The sequence below is a fragment of the Lactococcus sp. LG606 genome (genome assembly GCF_017309645.1).
In the GTDB taxonomy this organism is placed as follows: Bacteria; Bacillota; Bacilli; order Lactobacillales; family Streptococcaceae; genus Lactococcus; species Lactococcus petauri.
In genome coordinates this window covers 335,660-346,794 of the sequence record NZ_CP071301.1, presented here as the reverse complement: position 1 = coordinate 346,794, position 11,135 = coordinate 335,660, and the positions used below count along the sequence as shown (strand labels likewise).

The following is an 11,135-nucleotide window of genomic DNA, read 5'->3' as shown; positions in this document are numbered from 1 at the left end:
CCTCCCTATAAGTATTCAAAAAGCCGCCATTTCTGACAGCTTTTAATATTAAGTACTCCCTGTAAGTACTTCTAATAACTAATCAAGGAATCGAACCTTGACTATGATACCAACCTTAGCTACTTAAAAATGTTTAATATTTAAATTCACCTACAGTACGGAATCCAATATTTTTAAATGAACTCATTTCTGCTTGGTTAACATCTGTAGTTTTAAAGTTTTTTGCAAACTTAGCTGCTGATACACCATCCAAGCGTGTAAGTTGCTCACCGTTGAACATCCAGATTGAACCATTCATTTTAGAATTCTTGTCGTTTACTTTATATAAAATCATTTCAATTTCTCCTTCATTTGGTGTTGGGTTAGTATGGGATAATTTCCCTCCCATTTGTTTAATCACATCAACACATCCTTTTAACGGGTTTGCATAATCCTGAACCCCATTTACACTTCCAGATAATCCAGCAGGATACCAAATTGCCCATGCTGCTGCTGCAGTGGATTGAGCATAACCCACTCCAATAGTGCCCAAAGGCCAACTATTAAATTCAGATTGCCCCTTGTCTCTCACGTTTTGCGGAACCATTCCTACTGTTCCTCCGCCTGGATCATCCCAAGCAAGACCGTGCGATTTATCTTTACAGCTATTTAAAATATCTTTTGCTGTTAATGAGGCATCTGTAAGATAGTCTCCTCTTATAACTGTGTGATTTAACCATCCCCAGCTAGAGTTATATCCTTCCTGAATTTCATAGGCTGCAAACCAGGCATAACTCATTCCTGCTGAAGAAACAGTATTTAAAACTGCTTTAATTTTACCTTTATCATTACCGCACCAAACTCCAAAACGGTTAGTACGTGAATCATTATAGATAAAATTTACAACCTGATCTATACTTAACCCAAAATTATCATTGACTTTGGCAGTTAGAAAAGCTTTCAAATCATCTTCACTCCCTCCCGAAGTAGAGCCTCCAGTAATCCACTGATCTAAGTTAATTATGTCGGTAATGGGATCTTCATACGTATTTTTTTTGACGGGAAATCCATTCATATTAGCTTGCCATGTATCTGAACCAATTTTAATCCACACATGGCCGAATCCACCACCACCGTATCTGTTTACTGCTACATTTAAAGTACCATTACCAGTTCTAGCAATTCCTTGTGTTACGTAAGTTGCTGGAATATCTTTCGCATGTCCCCTTGCCATGTAAGGGTTAGGTGCTCCAACAAATTCCAGCACATTTTTAATTAAGCTTACACATTGACCATTAAGATTACTATCTGATTTATCTACAGTTACTAACCCAATAAGACTATCAAGAAATGCTCTAACTTCTGCAATCGTTCGTGCCATTTTCTACCTCCGTTTTTATTTCTTTAAGATAATAGAGGCCTCTTAGTTATCTTAATTTTATTATACCTTCCAATTTTTAATTGGTTTAGGTACAAAAAAATCTTAATCAATTTGATTAAACTTCTTAATATTTATGAAACAATTTCAGCACTTTTAATTCAACCGAACATATAATTTGTGTTTTACCGAATTGTTCATGTTACCATTATCTCACTTAAAACAGGAACTAAACGGGAAAGTTTCGGGAAGAAAACGGAAAGTAAAATCAATACAATGTTTCTCTCCATAATCCCTCTCTTAGTGTCTTTTTAAAAGCATCATATTGTTTCCTAGCCGTGCTTTCTTCCAAACGGACCCTCAAACCAACTTTATACCAAGATAGTCGGTATTTAAATCTTGCATTGATTATTTCTTTAACGAGTGTACCTTGAATCACTTCCATTAATTCATCAAGTGTTTGCTTTTGGTCCTTTAACTTTCCAAGTTCTTTGTCTGCTTCTAAAATAAGAAAATTTCTTTCTTGGGGCGCTGTATTAGTACTTGTCCCACTACTTCCAATTCGTTCTTCATTTTTCTGACGAGTGATCCACATTGCACGAGAATTTATCTTCACTTGAAGCATTCCTGTCATATAATCACTAATCAATAAATCTAACTTATCTGCCATGAATAAACTTCCTCCAGTATGTTATAATATAGGCAGATAAACCTCATGCCTAAGCCCGTTCCAGCGGGCTTTTTATTATTTTTGAGATTTATTTTAATTTTAATCCCAGATATCTCTCTAAAATCTTATATCATTATGATAAGATTATATTATAATAATACAAATATTAATAGGAGGGCCACTATATGATTAAATTATATTTTATTAACCATTGTTACTCTTCGAAAAGAGCTAGAGAGTGGCTTAACGCCTACAATATTCCATTCACTGAGATAAACGTAGCTAAAGATGACTTATCTACTTCTGATTTCTTACATATTTTATCTCTTACAGAAAATGGAATCGATGATATCCTTTTAGAAAGAAGTACCATGTATAAGAAATATCATCACTCATTTGAAGAATCTTCCCTAAGCGAAATGATATCCTTCTTAAAAAGGTACCGAACTGTTATACGCACTCCAATTATTGTTGATGAGACTAAACTATTAGTTGGGTTTACAGAGAATCGTGCCAGAAAATTTCTCCCTCGGTTCCATAAGAATATTTATTTTGATTTTATAGCTGATAATATAGCAAAATAAATTTTTTAGCATCAGAAATGATGCTTTTTAATTTTTAAATAATTCTAATATCAAGTCCATAAACCTCAGCTATCTTCATTTCAACTTGACATCCCTTGCTCTTGGAAAATTCTGCCATTTCACCAATAAATAACAATCCAGAACAATTATCCATTGGTTCAATTGCTTTCGCCAGCATAGCAATTGGTTTAGGATCTTCTACTACATTATTGTCATTAAAAACAATGTTGTTAGGATTATAAGGATAGAGGTATTCATCTCCTCTTTCTTTTACCCATTCAATGCCAAGTTGTAAAGCAGCTTTTATTTCCTTCTCTGTTTTCCCACTCATTGGTGTTGATAAATACCATTTATTCAAATTCGCTCTCCTAATTCAATTTCTTTTAATCCCATTATACAACTATGGTAAATATATAATATAATCAGAAGTGGCTTTATAAGCTGTACTCCCTTGTAATCACTGTCTTTATAAGGATTTTTTATTTTGGTTAAAATGGGCTGATTTTTATTACACTTTTGTAAGTATCACCTTCTGTTTTGCAAAGTATAATAGTCTTATAGAAAGTAGGTAAATATGAAACATACATATAAAACATTTTGGACAAAATATTCCAACTTTAAGGATGAATGTAATGTAGGTGATTTCTGGAAAATAATACTCACTCACTTTTGTATCTATACTGCTCTATTCATTACCCTAATAATTGGTATTGGAATGCGACACAGTTACGGTAACGGTCTACCTGATAATGTTCTTGTAATCGGTAGTATGTCTCTATCAGCGGTATACTTTTTAGCAACTTTACTGCCAACTCTTACAATCACTATTAGAAGATTAAACAATGCTGGGTTACACTGGGGAACTTTATTCCTTTTCCTTATCCCGTACGCTGGTCCTTTTATACTCGCCTATTGTCTAACTCTTCCAAATAAAGAAACTCGAATGAGTTATAGTTATAGATAAATTTTAAATCCTAGCCTTGTGGCTAGCTTTTTTATTTCACTCCACCAATTCATCTACCGAGCAGCCGAGGGCTTTAGCGATAAACACTGCATTTTCCTTCAACTTTATTAGATAACGTCCAATCTCAAAATTTTTCAAATCTCCAACAACTACTTTAAACGGAATTTCTGTTAAATCATTAGATTTTATAATTTTTTCAGCTAACTACTCAGCAGTCAGCCCCTTCTTCTCACGTATGATTTGCAGCTTTGTTTTTGTCATTCCAATCTCCTTTTATAATAACCTCGGTCTGAAATTACCTTAGAATGAATATTGCCAGAAATCCATAGCAATTTTTCAATACTTTTTGTAAATTTCACTAAATCTTTATAATTTTCTACTTTCATGCCGTTTTCTTTAACTTCTGCGCCAAGTTTTGCGATGTCGTTTTTATCGGATTCACTAATAGGAGTATTGCTCAACTTATCCATCAATTTTTCAAGTTCTTTAAATTCCATACTGTCCAATCCCTTCTAAAATTTCGTCACGGCTCATGCTTGCGTATGGTTCTGGAATCTGTGGGTTGAGTGTAGCGCTGATTTCTTTGATTTTTGATTTTACTGTGTCTAAAGCAAAGTCCTGTGCCATTTGAGAAAAGCCCCAATTTACTGTATGTGATTCTTTAAAGATTTCAAGTATCTCAAACAACTTGCTTATTTCTTGGTTCATTCTTGCACCTCTACTGGAATCTGCTCATAGCTTCCAGTTTCCATGCTGTCGATTTCTTGCTGAGTGAATTCATTGCTTTCATCAAGATGGCTATCGTTAAATGAAACTCCTATAAGTGGTGGCTCTGGCGTTTCAAGCGTTTCAAGGTCTTTCCAAAGATAAAGATTTGTATTTTTATCGTTCAGATAAAACCGCTTCTCCTTGGCGACTGTGTAGCCGTTGACCGCAGCCTTATAAAACAAGATTCTATTCATTCCAAACCAATCAAGCATTTTTGATAATTAATGATCATCACATTTAGTGCCATTGTCACCATAATGCTCTGCCCAAGCACACATTTCATGTATCGGATCAGCAGTTTCTTTAATATATTTACCCACGAACTCTGGAATCTCTAGTATTGCTTCATTCAGTCGTTTTACCGTTTGCAATACTTCTTCATTTCTTTCATCCAAAAGACCATTTAACCAATCAATTTTGCTGTTTAATTTCGCAATTTCTGCTTGATGATCTTCTGGACTTACCCAATCTTTGCCAAATGCTTTTACTTCCTCAAACAAACAGCAAACACCATTATGATGACCGACAACATCAAACGTACCAACTTTCTTATTAATCTCTTCTTCAAACTTCTTCATCCTGAGCCTCCTCTAAAATTTCCGCATTTATGCATTGTTTGGCAATACGTTCTGCTTCTTCCTTGGTGCTCACTGTGTAATAGCTGTGCAATCCCGGCTTGTACGGAACTTTAACGACAAACTTCTTCATCCTGAGCCTCCTCTTCAGATAAAATGTGAACTGTATCGATCAAGCAATTCATGTAGCCTGTATTGAATTCTTCATGATCACAATTATTCCAGTCCATAAATCCACTTGTAAGCTTATGGATTATCTCTAGCTTTAGACTTGCAGAAACTTCTGCTCTCATGTCTTCATTATTAAGTGCCACAGCCGTAACTTTAATTCCCATCATTTATCCTCCTACAAATAATTTGAAATTACAGCCAGCACTTGTAAAACAAACACTGCTACCCATAACCAAACCGTCCATTGTTTCTCGGTTGCATCTTTTAATATTAGATTTAGTGTTAACACGAAAATCAAAATTTTATCTAGTGTCATTTATTTTCCTCATTTTCTAAAATTAATCCCCCAGTTAATTCGTCATATCCATCTAAGACTTCAAAAGTTCCATCTTTAATTTTCTTAGTAGTGACTTTAAGCCGGCTAACGTCATACGTTTTCTGAATGCACAATTCAAAAACCGGGTACTTCTGCTCCAGTTGCTTAAAGGATACTGGCTTTATTTTAATAATGGTAAAAATACTTTTTCCTTTATATTCATATTTCATTTTTTAGCCTTTTCTATATGCTCATATTTCGCTCTCTCATACGTTTTAAATTTACAAGACACAATCTATCCAAAACATATTTAAGTAGCGAAATTTGCCTGATTTTTTAGCTTATTGAGCTATTTAACTCAGTTATTTCTATTTCAATTTTATTTTTGTTTCCATAAAATTTTCTAGCACAGAGAACTACTATCTGACTGTCATCGGCGTAAAAACCAAATTTAGTCATATAATCCTGTAGATTCTTCATGAGATTATCTAAATCGGGCCTCGTTTGTTTATACTCGCCCCACAACCTCTTCTGTTTGATTGCATATGTGAAAACAACATCTAGAATAAGCGGTGTACCTTTTGGAAAAGACTGTTTAGGTGCTGCTTTTTTTAATGCACCTTGTAACTCATAGTTTTGAGTCCCTTTTCGGTTATAAAATACAGGATTACCGTTTTTATAAGAAACACCTTTCTGCTGAGCCGTTGTTGGCATCTTCTGCAGCTCGAAAGAAAACTTCATTTTCCAAGTCTCGCAATCTGCTTACGAAACTCTTTGTGAAAATACTTAGTTTCTTTGTTGTTTTCTCTTGCTTTTGCCATCTGTTTAGATTCTTCTCGAGTTACAATTTGTTGAACTATTTTTTCTTCCTTACTTACTCTTGACATTCTTCACCTCCTCAAGTGTCATTTCTCCTCTGTGATAAGAAACAGCCTTTTCTAAAGGACAGCCAATAATTACCGCTAGAAAGTGCATTGGGTTATTTGGCTTATTTTCTTTATCACACCAATCCAGGAAGCGATAGTATTGCTTATCCGTCACTACAAGTGGTTTTACGTAATCAATATGACTCTGCGCCATTGCTGCTGTATAAGCTGACTTAGGTATTGCCATTTTCTAAATCCTCCCAGAACTTTTTACGATCTTCATCTGTCATATACTCTGTATTTTGATTGCCTTGGGACCACGCTGGTGCAGGCTTCACGATTTTATTATTAGCTGTAAAAGCTTGCTGTCTAGGTGTTGTGTCATAATCATCTTCCCAACCTTTACCGTTAAACCATGTACTCCCATGCTTGATATAATCTTTTAAAGTTCCTTTTGCATTTATTTCTGCTAAATAGTTTTCAATACCAGTTTGAATCTCTTTATCCGTTACACCAGATTTAACAGCCTTTTTATATGCTGTAAGTGCTTTTGGCTTTCCTTTTTTATTTGGATACATTTTCCAAAGTAAAGAAAATCTATTTTCTAAATCAGATTCTTTATCGGACTTGTCCGATATATTATTAAATGATTTATTAATTGATTTATTAGATGATATATTATCTTTAAAGTTTTCTTTAATACCCTCTTTAAATTTTCTTTTAGGGGTGTTAAAGTTTTCTTTAATACCCCCATTAAGTTTATTTAAACAGGGGTAAATAAATCTCTTATCTATTTCTTTTCCAGAATATCGATATTCTAAATCTATATATCCTTTTTCTTGAAGTTTTCTAAGAGTATTTGAAATTGTAACTTTAGTTTTTCCATATCTTGTCGCTAAGTAAGCATTTGATGGGAAAATACTTCCATATGAATTAGCCATTGTATAAATTTCACTAAAAAGAAGTTTTTCAAAATCGTTTAAATCATCAGCTTCAATAATCGGAACTGGTATTTGATTAAAAAATTTTGTGCTTTGTTCCATTAGCTGGACCACCTTAAATTTCCGACATAGTTATTAGTTTTATTCCCATCTATGTGTTTTACATTTGGCAACCCTTCTGGATTATCAATAAAAGTTTGAGCCACAAGTTGATGCATAAAAGGCATTACTCGTTTGCCATTGTCTAATACAAAACTATATCTTGGACGTTGGTCTGAACTTGTGTTTAATTTTAAATTTCTACGGATATTATCTGTCAATATTTGACGAAGGTTTCCATAATTACTAATTTCATATTCTCCAATAATTTTTCCAACAATTCTCGGAGAGTTAATGTATTCTAATTTTTTCCATGTTTCTTGTGTCATATATTCCTCCATAAACAATAGGTTAGCGCTGGGTCTCCGTGAGTACATAGCGCCCGACTTACATGTCCTTCCCGCACAAAGCCTATTGTGTGATGCTGATCCATTTGATATTCAGATAAAACTATGGCTTTCTAACGTGTTTCAATGACAAAATACGATTTTCTATTATTTTCGTCTTATTGCTGAACAAATGAATCCACGCTGCTTTTAACGTGATTCCGAGCACGTATTTTTATTTAATTTCCTTGAAATCAATGGCTTTAAATTCTCCAAAACCATTTGCCACCATACATCGTTTCCATCGGTCTTTATCTTCTAGACTTTCAAACTCTATTTCAATTGTGGCCTGATAGCGTTTTTTAGGTTCTTCAGATTTACTTAAAGTTTCAATTTCTTCAGCTAAAATTCCCTCAGATAGTTTTTCTTCTTGCACTTGTGGCTGTTCATCTTGTCCATTGAAATCTTTCTCAAGTTGCTGATTGACCAACTCTTGCCGCTTTTGTTCCTCGACTTTGCGTTGAGCTTCTTCCGCTTCTTTACGAGCTTTCTCTTTTGCAATATCTTCATTCATTATTTCGAGGATTTCAGATACTTCTTTTCCATCGTCATACATACGAATATAAGGAGTGTCACTAATCCCGCTCATGAAAGCAAAATTTGAAATGTTTTTCTTGTTTTTTCTACTTTCTTCTTGTTTTAATCGTTCCTGCTCCACTGCATAAAATATACTATCTTGGAGAGTTTTCTTTGGTTTGTAATCATTGAAATTGGAAGCTTTTGCCCAATCCTCAACCATCACTTCAAAAATTCTTGAGTCAAGTTCTAAATTTTTTGTTAATTCAAATAACTCGCCACGTACTATTTCCTTACGTTCCTCTTTCTGTTTGAATTCAACTTCCTTCACACCCTCATCAATTTGGGCAATTGCTTTATCAAGAACTGCAACAGCTTTTTTAAACCACGTTTCAAACTCAGTTAGTGGTTTGTTATATTCCTTTTTAATTCGGATTTTTTCATCATTTAATGATTTATAAAGTTTACGTAATTCTGCTCTCGTGCTCTTATCATCTTTGAGAGTTTCTGCAGTAACTACACGATTTGAGTTTGCTTCAGCAATACTATTAATCTGTTTTTCAAATTTTTCACGATCAAGAACTTCAATTTTTGCAGGTTCAAATGCTACACTAATTTCACTCATTTAAAAGTCCTCCGCAGTCACTTCTTTATCAATCACTTCGCCTTCTAGGACTTCTTGTGTTTCATTCTGGATATCTTTTTCTATTTCTTTAGCAGCCATCTCTTCTTTCTTTTGCTCTAAATATTTCTCTTTATCAAAAGATTGCATTTCTTCCTCAGTTGGTTCATGTACACCATTTACTTCACGAGGTTGTTTTTGCTCGAAAACTTTGCCGCCATCTTCTTCCGTGTACATTCCGTTCAGATTCTCTGGAAAAGACTCACGTAATGCATTTACTATTGCTGTTTTTCGAATCATGTTATTAGGCATTGATTTCCATGTGCTTTGTGATTTTCCAAATTCGTCTAACGATATAAACACTTCTGAGGGAATATCCCTGTCCTTGCGATACACTCTGGCCCAACCACCAACTAACTTGTCACTTGATAACTTAATTGCGCCTTTTAATTCATGTAGCTGTCCTTCACGTTCAACAACAATACCAGCTTCAAAACCTGCATAAGCTGGATGTGATTCAGCTCGTTTCATGAAGGCTTCTTTTGAAGTAATAATCTGAGCTGGACTAGTTCCATATTTGACTAAATAAACATCTTTTGTCCAAGGGTTTAATTTTTGCGCTCGTGCCAAACTCATAAAAAACATGATTTCTTGGCTTGTAACTTTTGGATTATCAGTCAGATAAGCACGTACAATTTCTGGATTGAGTTTTATCTTTTCTCCAGAAACCTCAAATTCAATTGTGCTTGTATTTTTCTTCTCTGCTACTTCGTTCTCCATTTTTAATTCCTCCAATTTTTGTTATAATTAGAGTAGAAACATTGCAAAAATTTCTACCCGCTCACTCTGCAAAGTGAGCTTTTTTATTTTTAATTTATTCATTGTTGATTCTCACGAGCACAATTAAATTAATCAGATTGACAACAAGTATCGCTATACTTAGTATTGTTGACATACTATCTCCTTATCTCGCTCCTAGTTGCTGCTAATGATTTTTCATTTTGTCATGTAGCGAAGATAATCGCTTAGTTTATAAAACGTCTTAGGAAACGTAAATTCTGGACGATAAACTGTCCACGTTTTACTTACATTGTTTATGCAGACTTCTTTACCATCAGTTGTATAAAAAGTGTCATATTCTGGCATAGTTGCTCCTTAAATATTAATCTCCTGTGTATTCAAATTTAGGTTTGCGAGAAACTCCCCGATATTTCTTCGAGTAATTACTCCATGCTATAAAAGCTGGTACAAACGTTATTCGTTTTCCTAGGTCGATAACATAATCTTTATCGATGGTTTCTTTTTGAAATTTGCGAATTTTAATTTGAATAGTTTCTTTTTTAACTCCTAGAGCTTTCGCTAATTTTTCATCCGTTGCCCACTCATCAGAGTTTAGTGAACTAAGATTGATCATGTTTACTCCTTTCTACTTGATGTCCCAATACTCTATCAAAAATGCAATAAACCATTTAATTGATTGAGTATATTTTCTTTTACCATTCAATACAGCACTAATATCTGTTGCAGCAAACTCGTAAGGAGGATTTTTAATATTTTCATAAGCCCAAATTATATCCTTGTTACTTTTTCCTTGCATCTCCATGAATTCCACAATTTTTAATCGTTGGGAATCAAAACTTTGTTCTACTTCTGACATTTTTATCCTTTCTCAAATTAAATATCCTGCTTTTGCAGTACGGGAAGTTGAGGAATCGAACCTCTTCGCCTTTCTTCCCTGTAGCAAGTGCCACGTATCATAACTCCGTGATATAATATAAGCGACCAAACTAAAATTATATATAGGAGTTTTTTATGAATAAAATTAAAAAAACAAGTTTTTTACAATGGTTATTTTATTTACTGTTAATTTTCTTTTTGCTAATTACTTTTTTTATGATAACTTATTATTTCTCTACACTTTTACAAATAAAGTTACCTAATGAACCTGCAATTTCCGTAATTACTCAGATAGATTATTTCAATTTATTTAAAATTTTTATTTTTGTTGGGATTGTTTATTTTTTTCTGTTTTCACTTCCTGAAATGTTTATCTTGTTTAGGGTACGGAAGGCGGGAAGAAAACTTGAAGATTTGAATATTAAAGAGAAAAAAATAATTGAGACCCTCTTTAGAATATTATTAGGTTGCTATATCCCCACTGTTGCTCTGTTTGCTTTATCAATAAATCAATTTTCAGCCATCGTTGAAATTTCAGCTCTCTTTACCATCTTCATTTTCTTTTTCAACCTTGGAAAGATTAATAAATGAAGATAACGTTCTATTCACCATGAAATCTATAC

At 33.8% G+C, this 11,135-nt stretch carries 22 protein-coding genes; 3 read left to right on the top strand and 19 right to left on the bottom strand.

Features of this window, described 5'->3' with window-relative positions; translation table 11 throughout:
* Nucleotides 1-133: 133 nt before the first annotated feature.
* A complete protein-coding gene (locus J0J35_RS11535) occupies nucleotides 134-1,360 on the bottom strand; it encodes a hypothetical protein (RefSeq protein ID WP_242534030.1) in 1,227 nt (408 codons plus the stop codon).
* A gap of 265 nt (nucleotides 1,361-1,625) precedes the next feature.
* Nucleotides 1,626-2,027 carry a DUF722 domain-containing protein gene (locus tag J0J35_RS01815; protein ID WP_206917365.1) on the bottom strand — a complete coding sequence of 134 codons (402 nt, stop codon included), beginning with the start codon at nucleotides 2,025-2,027 and terminating at the stop codon, nucleotides 1,626-1,628.
* A gap of 185 nt (nucleotides 2,028-2,212) precedes the next feature.
* Between J0J35_RS01815 and J0J35_RS01810 the strand changes: the two genes are divergently transcribed.
* Nucleotides 2,213-2,611 (top strand): Spx/MgsR family RNA polymerase-binding regulatory protein, encoded by a 399-nt coding sequence (locus J0J35_RS01810; RefSeq protein WP_206917362.1) that lies wholly within the window; start codon nucleotides 2,213-2,215, stop codon nucleotides 2,609-2,611.
* A 34-nt stretch (nucleotides 2,612-2,645) separates the two neighbouring features.
* On the opposite strand, the gene J0J35_RS01805 is transcribed toward J0J35_RS01810, so the two are convergent.
* Nucleotides 2,646-2,969: a hypothetical protein gene (locus J0J35_RS01805; protein WP_206917349.1), complete on the bottom strand. Its 324-nt coding sequence runs from the start codon at nucleotides 2,967-2,969 to the stop codon at nucleotides 2,646-2,648.
* A 216-nt stretch (nucleotides 2,970-3,185) separates the two neighbouring features.
* On the opposite strand from J0J35_RS01805, the gene J0J35_RS01800 reads away from it, so the two are divergent.
* Entirely contained in the window at nucleotides 3,186-3,575 is a 390-nt protein-coding gene (locus J0J35_RS01800) for a DUF805 domain-containing protein (protein ID WP_195917682.1), read from the top strand.
* A gap of 257 nt (nucleotides 3,576-3,832) precedes the next feature.
* On the opposite strand, the gene J0J35_RS01795 is transcribed toward J0J35_RS01800, so the two are convergent.
* The 16 genes from J0J35_RS01795 to J0J35_RS01720 form a co-directional block, all read right to left on the bottom strand.
* Nucleotides 3,833-4,072 carry a hypothetical protein gene (locus tag J0J35_RS01795; protein WP_206917346.1) on the bottom strand — a complete coding sequence of 80 codons (240 nt, stop codon included), beginning with the start codon at nucleotides 4,070-4,072 and terminating at the stop codon, nucleotides 3,833-3,835.
* Nucleotides 4,062-4,283 (bottom strand): hypothetical protein, encoded by a 222-nt coding sequence (locus tag J0J35_RS01790; protein ID WP_206917343.1) that lies wholly within the window; start codon nucleotides 4,281-4,283, stop codon nucleotides 4,062-4,064. Before J0J35_RS01790 ends, J0J35_RS01795 begins: the two co-directional genes overlap by 11 nt.
* The gene (locus J0J35_RS01785) at nucleotides 4,280-4,537 is read right to left on the bottom strand and encodes a DUF1642 domain-containing protein (protein WP_206917338.1); all 258 of its coding nucleotides are present in this window, start codon (nucleotides 4,535-4,537) and stop codon (nucleotides 4,280-4,282) included. The genes J0J35_RS01790 and J0J35_RS01785 overlap by 4 nt, the downstream gene beginning before the upstream one ends.
* 27 nt (nucleotides 4,538-4,564) lie before the next feature.
* On the bottom strand, nucleotides 4,565-4,921 hold the full coding sequence (locus J0J35_RS01780; RefSeq protein ID WP_206917335.1) for a hypothetical protein: 357 nt from the start codon (nucleotides 4,919-4,921) through the stop codon (nucleotides 4,565-4,567).
* On the bottom strand, nucleotides 4,908-5,051 hold the full coding sequence (locus J0J35_RS01775; protein WP_206917333.1) for a hypothetical protein: 144 nt from the start codon (nucleotides 5,049-5,051) through the stop codon (nucleotides 4,908-4,910). Before J0J35_RS01775 ends, J0J35_RS01780 begins: the two co-directional genes overlap by 14 nt.
* A complete protein-coding gene (locus J0J35_RS01770; RefSeq protein ID WP_206917331.1) occupies nucleotides 5,032-5,256 on the bottom strand; it encodes a hypothetical protein in 225 nt (74 codons plus the stop codon). Before J0J35_RS01770 ends, J0J35_RS01775 begins: the two co-directional genes overlap by 20 nt.
* A gap of 145 nt (nucleotides 5,257-5,401) precedes the next feature.
* Nucleotides 5,402-5,635: a hypothetical protein gene (locus J0J35_RS01765; RefSeq protein ID WP_206917330.1), complete on the bottom strand. Its 234-nt coding sequence runs from the start codon at nucleotides 5,633-5,635 to the stop codon at nucleotides 5,402-5,404.
* 106 nt (nucleotides 5,636-5,741) lie between these two features.
* The gene (locus tag J0J35_RS01760) at nucleotides 5,742-6,146 is read right to left on the bottom strand and encodes a RusA family crossover junction endodeoxyribonuclease (protein WP_206917329.1); all 405 of its coding nucleotides are present in this window, start codon (nucleotides 6,144-6,146) and stop codon (nucleotides 5,742-5,744) included.
* A complete protein-coding gene (locus J0J35_RS01755; protein WP_165706181.1) occupies nucleotides 6,143-6,292 on the bottom strand; it encodes a hypothetical protein in 150 nt (49 codons plus the stop codon). Before J0J35_RS01755 ends, J0J35_RS01760 begins: the two co-directional genes overlap by 4 nt.
* Nucleotides 6,276-6,518: a hypothetical protein gene (locus J0J35_RS01750; RefSeq protein ID WP_165706182.1), complete on the bottom strand. Its 243-nt coding sequence runs from the start codon at nucleotides 6,516-6,518 to the stop codon at nucleotides 6,276-6,278. The genes J0J35_RS01755 and J0J35_RS01750 overlap by 17 nt, the downstream gene beginning before the upstream one ends.
* Entirely contained in the window at nucleotides 6,505-7,314 is an 810-nt protein-coding gene (locus tag J0J35_RS01745; RefSeq protein WP_206917328.1) for a helix-turn-helix domain-containing protein, read from the bottom strand. Before J0J35_RS01745 ends, J0J35_RS01750 begins: the two co-directional genes overlap by 14 nt.
* Nucleotides 7,314-7,640 (bottom strand): HNH endonuclease, encoded by a 327-nt coding sequence (locus tag J0J35_RS01740; protein WP_206917327.1) that lies wholly within the window; start codon nucleotides 7,638-7,640, stop codon nucleotides 7,314-7,316. The genes J0J35_RS01745 and J0J35_RS01740 overlap by 1 nt, the downstream gene beginning before the upstream one ends.
* Before the next feature lie 232 nt (nucleotides 7,641-7,872).
* Nucleotides 7,873-8,838, bottom strand: a complete 966-nt coding sequence (locus tag J0J35_RS01735) for a DUF1351 domain-containing protein (protein WP_206917326.1) — start codon at nucleotides 8,836-8,838, stop codon at nucleotides 7,873-7,875.
* Nucleotides 8,839-9,615 carry a phage recombination protein Bet gene (bet, locus tag J0J35_RS01730; RefSeq protein WP_019293284.1) on the bottom strand — a complete coding sequence of 259 codons (777 nt, stop codon included), beginning with the start codon at nucleotides 9,613-9,615 and terminating at the stop codon, nucleotides 8,839-8,841. It lies immediately after the preceding gene.
* Between the two features lie 382 nt (nucleotides 9,616-9,997).
* Nucleotides 9,998-10,249 carry a hypothetical protein gene (locus tag J0J35_RS01725; RefSeq protein ID WP_206917325.1) on the bottom strand — a complete coding sequence of 84 codons (252 nt, stop codon included), beginning with the start codon at nucleotides 10,247-10,249 and terminating at the stop codon, nucleotides 9,998-10,000.
* Between the two features lie 12 nt (nucleotides 10,250-10,261).
* Entirely contained in the window at nucleotides 10,262-10,492 is a 231-nt protein-coding gene (locus tag J0J35_RS01720) for a hypothetical protein (protein WP_206917324.1), read from the bottom strand.
* 155 nt (nucleotides 10,493-10,647) lie between these two features.
* On the opposite strand from J0J35_RS01720, the gene J0J35_RS01715 reads away from it, so the two are divergent.
* Nucleotides 10,648-11,103 (top strand): alkylphosphonate ABC transporter permease, encoded by a 456-nt coding sequence (locus tag J0J35_RS01715; RefSeq protein WP_206917322.1) that lies wholly within the window; start codon nucleotides 10,648-10,650, stop codon nucleotides 11,101-11,103.
* The last annotated feature ends 32 nt before the right edge of the window (nucleotides 11,104-11,135 follow it).

What these genes read in the sequence shown, in the direction of transcription:
- J0J35_RS01735 (WP_206917326.1), bottom strand. Translation starts at nt 8,838, where the DNA reads ATGAGTGAAATTAGTGTAGCATTTGAACCTGCAAAAATTGAAGTTCTT.
- J0J35_RS01755 (WP_165706181.1), bottom strand. Translation starts at nt 6,292, where the DNA reads ATGTCAAGAGTAAGTAAGGAAGAAAAAATAGTTCAACAAATTGTAACT.
- J0J35_RS11535 (WP_242534030.1), bottom strand. Translation starts at nt 1,360, where the DNA reads ATGGCACGAACGATTGCAGAAGTTAGAGCATTTCTTGATAGTCTTATT.
- J0J35_RS01765 (WP_206917330.1), bottom strand. Translation starts at nt 5,635, where the DNA reads ATGAAATATGAATATAAAGGAAAAAGTATTTTTACCATTATTAAAATA.
- J0J35_RS01815 (WP_206917365.1), bottom strand. Translation starts at nt 2,027, where the DNA reads ATGGCAGATAAGTTAGATTTATTGATTAGTGATTATATGACAGGAATG.
- J0J35_RS01810 (WP_206917362.1), top strand. Translation starts at nt 2,213, where the DNA reads ATGATTAAATTATATTTTATTAACCATTGTTACTCTTCGAAAAGAGCT.
- J0J35_RS01770 (WP_206917331.1), bottom strand. Translation starts at nt 5,256, where the DNA reads ATGATGGGAATTAAAGTTACGGCTGTGGCACTTAATAATGAAGACATG.
- J0J35_RS01740 (WP_206917327.1), bottom strand. Translation starts at nt 7,640, where the DNA reads ATGACACAAGAAACATGGAAAAAATTAGAATACATTAACTCTCCGAGA.
- J0J35_RS01715 (WP_206917322.1), top strand. Translation starts at nt 10,648, where the DNA reads ATGAATAAAATTAAAAAAACAAGTTTTTTACAATGGTTATTTTATTTA.
- J0J35_RS01790 (WP_206917343.1), bottom strand. Translation starts at nt 4,283, where the DNA reads ATGAACCAAGAAATAAGCAAGTTGTTTGAGATACTTGAAATCTTTAAA.
- J0J35_RS01725 (WP_206917325.1), bottom strand. Translation starts at nt 10,249, where the DNA reads ATGATCAATCTTAGTTCACTAAACTCTGATGAGTGGGCAACGGATGAA.
- J0J35_RS01795 (WP_206917346.1), bottom strand. Translation starts at nt 4,072, where the DNA reads ATGGAATTTAAAGAACTTGAAAAATTGATGGATAAGTTGAGCAATACT.
- J0J35_RS01780 (WP_206917335.1), bottom strand. Translation starts at nt 4,921, where the DNA reads ATGAAGAAGTTTGAAGAAGAGATTAATAAGAAAGTTGGTACGTTTGAT.
- J0J35_RS01760 (WP_206917329.1), bottom strand. Translation starts at nt 6,146, where the DNA reads ATGAAGTTTTCTTTCGAGCTGCAGAAGATGCCAACAACGGCTCAGCAG.
- bet (WP_019293284.1), bottom strand. Translation starts at nt 9,615, where the DNA reads ATGGAGAACGAAGTAGCAGAGAAGAAAAATACAAGCACAATTGAATTT.
- J0J35_RS01750 (WP_165706182.1), bottom strand. Translation starts at nt 6,518, where the DNA reads ATGGCAATACCTAAGTCAGCTTATACAGCAGCAATGGCGCAGAGTCAT.
- J0J35_RS01775 (WP_206917333.1), bottom strand. Translation starts at nt 5,051, where the DNA reads ATGAAGAAGTTTGTCGTTAAAGTTCCGTACAAGCCGGGATTGCACAGC.
- J0J35_RS01745 (WP_206917328.1), bottom strand. Translation starts at nt 7,314, where the DNA reads ATGGAACAAAGCACAAAATTTTTTAATCAAATACCAGTTCCGATTATT.
- J0J35_RS01785 (WP_206917338.1), bottom strand. Translation starts at nt 4,537, where the DNA reads ATGAATAGAATCTTGTTTTATAAGGCTGCGGTCAACGGCTACACAGTC.
- J0J35_RS01720 (WP_206917324.1), bottom strand. Translation starts at nt 10,492, where the DNA reads ATGTCAGAAGTAGAACAAAGTTTTGATTCCCAACGATTAAAAATTGTG.
- J0J35_RS01800 (WP_195917682.1), top strand. Translation starts at nt 3,186, where the DNA reads ATGAAACATACATATAAAACATTTTGGACAAAATATTCCAACTTTAAG.